8 protein-coding genes are annotated in these 5,066 nt (G+C 30.3%); 6 read left to right on the top strand and 2 right to left on the bottom strand.

Annotation, left to right across the window (positions count from 1 at the left end; translation table 11 throughout):
- The first annotated feature begins 394 nt into the window (after positions 1-394).
- From BKP35_RS20265 to BKP35_RS13075, 5 genes are all read left to right on the top strand, one after another.
- Complete coding sequence (locus BKP35_RS20265; protein ID WP_084031649.1) at positions 395-538, top strand: competence protein ComK; 144 nt, start codon at positions 395-397, stop codon at positions 536-538.
- 518 nt (positions 539-1,056) lie between these two features.
- A complete protein-coding gene (locus BKP35_RS13090) occupies positions 1,057-1,257 on the top strand; it encodes a hypothetical protein (protein ID WP_071313815.1) in 201 nt (66 codons plus the stop codon).
- A gap of 416 nt (positions 1,258-1,673) precedes the next feature.
- Positions 1,674-1,946 (top strand): hypothetical protein, encoded by a 273-nt coding sequence (locus BKP35_RS13085; RefSeq protein WP_071313814.1) that lies wholly within the window; start codon positions 1,674-1,676, stop codon positions 1,944-1,946.
- A gap of 43 nt (positions 1,947-1,989) precedes the next feature.
- The gene (locus BKP35_RS13080) at positions 1,990-2,280 is read left to right on the top strand and encodes a type II toxin-antitoxin system RelE/ParE family toxin (RefSeq protein WP_071313813.1); all 291 of its coding nucleotides are present in this window, start codon (positions 1,990-1,992) and stop codon (positions 2,278-2,280) included.
- 199 nt (positions 2,281-2,479) lie between these two features.
- Positions 2,480-2,737: a hypothetical protein gene (locus BKP35_RS13075; protein WP_071313812.1), complete on the top strand. Its 258-nt coding sequence runs from the start codon at positions 2,480-2,482 to the stop codon at positions 2,735-2,737.
- Positions 2,738-2,859: 122 nt separating this feature from the next.
- Here BKP35_RS13075 and BKP35_RS19190 read toward each other — a convergent pair whose 3' ends face one another.
- Positions 2,860-2,988 (bottom strand): AgrD family cyclic lactone autoinducer peptide, encoded by a 129-nt coding sequence (locus BKP35_RS19190; protein ID WP_139192880.1) that lies wholly within the window; start codon positions 2,986-2,988, stop codon positions 2,860-2,862.
- 5 nt (positions 2,989-2,993) lie between these two features.
- A complete protein-coding gene (locus tag BKP35_RS13070; RefSeq protein ID WP_071313811.1) occupies positions 2,994-3,608 on the bottom strand; it encodes an accessory gene regulator B family protein in 615 nt (204 codons plus the stop codon).
- Positions 3,609-4,180: 572 nt separating this feature from the next.
- On the opposite strand from BKP35_RS13070, the gene BKP35_RS13065 reads away from it, so the two are divergent.
- Positions 4,181-4,684, top strand: coding sequence for a hypothetical protein (locus tag BKP35_RS13065; RefSeq protein WP_071313810.1), 504 nt, complete (start codon positions 4,181-4,183; stop codon positions 4,682-4,684).
- Positions 4,685-5,066: the final 382 nt, after the last annotated feature.

The following is a 5,066-nucleotide window of genomic DNA, read 5'->3' as shown; positions in this document are numbered from 1 at the left end:
TCATTATGAAGTCCTCCTTGGTTAACTAAGTTAGGGGTCATCTCGGTGCACGATTTGACACCCCGTATCATACCAGGAGGGCTCTTTTTTTTTCAAGTCCCCGAAAATCCTTCTAACAGGAATGCTCCTTATCTAGTTTTTTTTATTTTCTGATCTACTTTAAGGTTATGATCGAGTCTTAATAAAAGATTGGACAGAGGGACTGCTAAAGTAAACTTGATTAAATAATCTATAGTATAGTCTGACATTAACGCCGATGATTGTTGCATATTTCAAATATACTATTCAATAGAAAATGGTCTTTCGCAAACTGGCCGATTTCTGATAACTTTTTTATTCAATATAGCTTCTTGGATCCACAGCTTTTCTCTGTTTGATTTGATAAACCTTCTAAATATTTAATAACTTTAATTGTTTCTTTATTGGCTCATCCTATGAAGGTCGGAGAAAGGCTGCAAAACGTTTAGCTCGCCTTCATTTTAAATCCCCAGTAGCGATTCATCCTGAAGGAAATATTTATTCTTTTCCAACCCAATAAAGAAGAGGACATTGATAAAAAAATTAAACATTACCCTAGTCTTTCGACCGCGCTTTTTTGCATGAAGCCTATTCAAAAAGCCAGTCCTAAGAAACAATAATTGGTTAATTTCTTTATGAATTATTATATTATTTTTAAAAATAAATGGATATTTATGTTAAAGTGATTATTGAGAAAACTTTAGAGTTTGTGAATTTCTTCACTTAAACTAAAGAAGCAGTATTGTTGAGGAAACCTACTAATACGGACCGTTTTTTAATTCTATCGGACAAGAGAGCCGTTATTTGTGACCAAACCGGTGTTTTATCAAAGTAAGAGGACACCAGGTTCGTTATTTGGTTAATTTCGGTTCATTTTAGCGTTTTTTTATGAAATAGCGAACCTGGTGTCCTTTAAAATAAAAAAATGATCAAAATGCGTAAAATAAGGTATTCTGTGTCCGGAAACGGTTAGATTCAACTATCGGAGTGCTTTAACTGAATAGGAATTAAAACAAAATGTTGAGGGGATGTGTTTATATGGGGGGCTTAGTTATTATTCTTCCTTTTATTTTAATTATGATTGGCTTATATTTTATTACATTAGGTCTTTGGGAATTAAGAGAAGGTGTAAATAGAAATCAGTATGTAAAATACATGTTTACTGGCTTATTTTTGACTCTTATTTTAACGCCGTTACTTGGTCTTATTTGGAACTTTTTAAATTTCCACCTCGGATAATCACTAAGAATGTGAAAGAAAACACTTAAACTAACGAGTGGCGATAGCTGAATAAAGGGTATCGCATTTTTCTCTGCCGAAGTATTGAGCAGTTTAGTGCAACAAAGCTTATACATGTAATGTTGATTTTACTGAAATTACTGTTATTACTGATAAAAATGGAAAACAAATAAACATTGATGAATTGAAAAAAGGAAAAACGGTTAAGGTTGTCTTAAATGAAAAGGTAGATATTAGCGAAAGTAATAGAGATGGTACTGCTGCGGAAATAAAAGTTTTAAACTAACGCCCCATTTACTTAAATAAGGTGTGGTCTTTTCATAATACTTTAGCATTTTTTATATGTAAAAATTATTAAGGATCAATGGAAATCACTTACTAGGGTTTGATATAATTTATACAGAGGTGATAATCAAATGAAATCATTAAGTGATCACGCCAAAAAAGAATTATATAATGCTCTCCAAGGTAGAGAGTCAGGGGTTTTTATAATAAACGGAAAACTATATTCCATTGAAGTAGAAAATGAGGATATGGAATTACGTTCTAATTTAAATGATGATTTAACAAAAGAAATTGATGAATATCCTGAACTCAAAGAATCATTGACAAGGTATTTAGACAACCCAGATATGAAAAGGTATTCTGGGAGCGAGTTGAAATCTAAACGCAATGGTCAAAGAAAATAGCAACCAATTTAATGTACTTTTTACAGAAGAATTTGAATAATGTTTGGATAAAATTCAACAATTCTTTTCTAATCAAAGCGAGGAAACCCTAAAATGGTGGTTTTCCAAGGAAGATGAAATAATTGATTACATTGAATTAAGCCTTTCCAAGAACCCTTTCATGGGTCAGGTTGTTGAAAAAGGTAACTTCAAAGGGCTTAGAAGAATAACATACGGAAAAAGCAAGCACATAATGTTGAATTATATAATTTATTATTCAGTTCACGAGAATGATGGGTTTGTTGACGTCATTAACATCTTACCGTCAAGGAGTCAGCGTAAAAGAGTGAATTAAAAAGTAAAAAACGGTTGTTGCTCACAAGTGACAATCGTTTTTATTTATACCATATTTATTCAAGATCCAGCATTTTTAACATGAAACGGAATTAAACTAACGGGTGGTTATCTTGAATAAAGAAATTTGAGGTGTATTATGGAATTTTTTGATAAAATGGAAATAGGGAATTACTACTTCACAAAAGGGGAGAGTAAAAATGTTATGGGAAGATGTTAGAAAAGCATACCCAGATAAATGGGTTGTTTTTGAAGCAATTGAAGCTCACTCAGATAGTAATTATCGTATAGTAGATGATATTGCGGTAATAGATTGCTTTGACGACTCAATGGACGCATTTCGTCATCATAATGAATTACACAAGCAAAAGTCTAATCGTGAACTTTACTTCTTTCATACATCTAGGGAAAATCTAGAAATACGTGAGAAGAAATGGACAGGACTTAGAAAAATATGATTTTTTATGTTTAGGATATTTATAGTACAAGAGAATATAGTTCTTTGGAGATTTTGAAAAAAGCCCATCTTTTGATGAGCTTGTAGATTTTACCTAAGTCAGCGAAACTATTTTAGATATTATTATTCTACGTCCTTTGGTAATTCAGGTTGAAACAACATACTACCTGAAGCTGTACTGATCTCTGCTTTAGCAATTAAGACAATAGCAGTTACTACAAATCCAATTGCAACCTTGGCGAAATTTTTCATTAACTTTACCTCCTTTCAAGTAATTTTTCAACATTATTTACAAATAAATATGAGTATGGATGGATACTCATCATTTGAAACAAAAAGCCTAGAATAGAAGCTAAAATAAGAACCGTTGAAATAGAACTAAAAATCAATAAAAACATCAAATTTCCCCATATGGAAACTGTTATAATAGAAACTTTTTTTAATCTCCCTTTTTGATATTTGGTCATCTTTTTATAAAAATGGTTTGATGGTGCATAATTGAAGCTGAAGTATAAACCAATTATTAGTGAGAAAGTCAACAATACCAATAATTCGGACCTACCAAAAACATATTCAAATTTAGTCACAAAATAAGAGATACTAACCAATGATATTGTCCCAACTATTAAGCAGCGAAAATACGTAGAATAGTGATGGCCGCCTGTCAAAAAGCGAAATACAACAAATGTAGACCAAACGAGTATCATCGGGAGCAATAACCCAAATGCGTATGCTGTAAAAAATAAAACAAAAAGTTTAATAAACCCTCTAAACATGATTTCTATGCCATAGCGTATATAGTCCACATCTTTAGGTCTTCCTACATAATCACTCAGTACTTCTGCTACTCTTCTACTAGCTATATTAATCATTTTTACTCCTTTTGAATTATAGAATTATATACTTATATCCTTTTCTATCAATTTTCTTAATCCGTGTAATGTCGAAAGCAGTAGGATATAGTAATAATTTTAATGAAAAGTAACATATTGTAAAGGGTTTCGACAATAAAACTAAAAAATCGACATAGATTGCAAGTTGGAAATATAATAACCTAATTTAAACAGTACTGAAAACGTATTAACTTTAATTTGAAAAACGCAGTAAAGTGGGGGACCGATTTGTTAATGGAGAGGTCCTGCTGTCTATTTTTACAAGACCAGTACATGATTGTATCGCATCATTATCAGAAGAATATGGAATTTATCTTAAACCTACTTCGAACAACCAGAGAATGGAACTTTTTTCAAAACATGAAAAAGCAATCATAGAGGGACCTATAACTTTATTCTTTTATGTTACGAATAGTAAAGTGAACGTAAGAAAATAATAAAACCGAAATGGTTCGTATGATTTCACTATCATACGAACCATTTTTATCTTAATAAAAAGCATTCTTGTTTTGTATTAACCGTAACTTACTTTTTATTTAGGAGTAAACATTATGAAATCGAGGTTAAATAAGTACCCATTTTTAATAGTAGGGTTTATTCATTTAGTCATGCTAATTTATACGTTTTATAAAAGTAGTGACAAGAAAAAACACCTTGTACTTTTACTTAATTTTGTTGGTTTTGCTTATATTTTTGATTACATAATTGTCGTATTTTTGAATGGTTATAAATATAAACCATGCTTTTTAAAACAAAATTATTTAGATAATATATTTGGAGCGGTTTTGTCTCAGTTCTTTTATGTTCCAGTGACCGCCTTGTTTATAACCGTTATGAAATTTGGATGGATTTCAAAAATATTATTTAGTTTATACTTTGTTTTAATTGAACGGCTCTTTGTTAATTTACGTATTTATAAAAATAAATGGCGGCGTACTCATTATACTTTTTCTCTAATTTTAGTATCTTTCTATTTTAATGATAAGTGGGCGGAGCAGATTGTAAAGAGAAATCTAATCATTTTATTTGTTTCTGTTTTTTCATTTCTTCATTGACTTCTTACTTATAAAAAAAGGAAAGTTAAAAATAAATGATTTTTCTATATTACCTATTAAATATACAGTTTTCATGTATATTACTTACATTTACAATAAATGGGTTTATGGTCACTCTGGAATGTATATTGGTCTGGCTTCATTTATTTAAAGATGTTTATTTTTTCTGCTCTTTATAATAGAAATCCATATGATCCACAAATCCTAAACTACGCAATAATTGTGTACCTCTATGTTTTAATTTTAGATGAAATTTTTGTTTAGTAATTTTTAGCATATTTTTTTAGGTGCTAGGTAAAGTTAAGCTTAGGAAATAAAATTAGAATTTCTAGGTGCTGGAATTATGACAAACACAATTTATCATAAATTAGATAAAAACCTC

The sequence above is a fragment of the Anaerobacillus arseniciselenatis genome, from assembly GCF_001865995.1.
Taxonomy (GTDB): Bacteria; Bacillota; Bacilli; order Bacillales; family Anaerobacillaceae; genus Anaerobacillus; species Anaerobacillus arseniciselenatis.
The sequence above is the reverse complement of the archived record's forward strand: the minus strand, read 5'-3'. Positions and strand labels throughout refer to the sequence as shown.

What these genes read in the sequence shown, in the direction of transcription:
- BKP35_RS13065 (WP_071313810.1), top strand. Translation starts at nt 4,181, where the DNA reads ATGAAATCGAGGTTAAATAAGTACCCATTTTTAATAGTAGGGTTTATT.
- BKP35_RS13085 (WP_071313814.1), top strand. Translation starts at nt 1,674, where the DNA reads ATGAAATCATTAAGTGATCACGCCAAAAAAGAATTATATAATGCTCTC.
- BKP35_RS19190 (WP_139192880.1), bottom strand. Translation starts at nt 2,988, where the DNA reads ATGAAAAATTTCGCCAAGGTTGCAATTGGATTTGTAGTAACTGCTATT.
- BKP35_RS13070 (WP_071313811.1), bottom strand. Translation starts at nt 3,608, where the DNA reads ATGATTAATATAGCTAGTAGAAGAGTAGCAGAAGTACTGAGTGATTAT.
- BKP35_RS13075 (WP_071313812.1), top strand. Translation starts at nt 2,480, where the DNA reads ATGTTATGGGAAGATGTTAGAAAAGCATACCCAGATAAATGGGTTGTT.
- BKP35_RS13090 (WP_071313815.1), top strand. Translation starts at nt 1,057, where the DNA reads ATGGGGGGCTTAGTTATTATTCTTCCTTTTATTTTAATTATGATTGGC.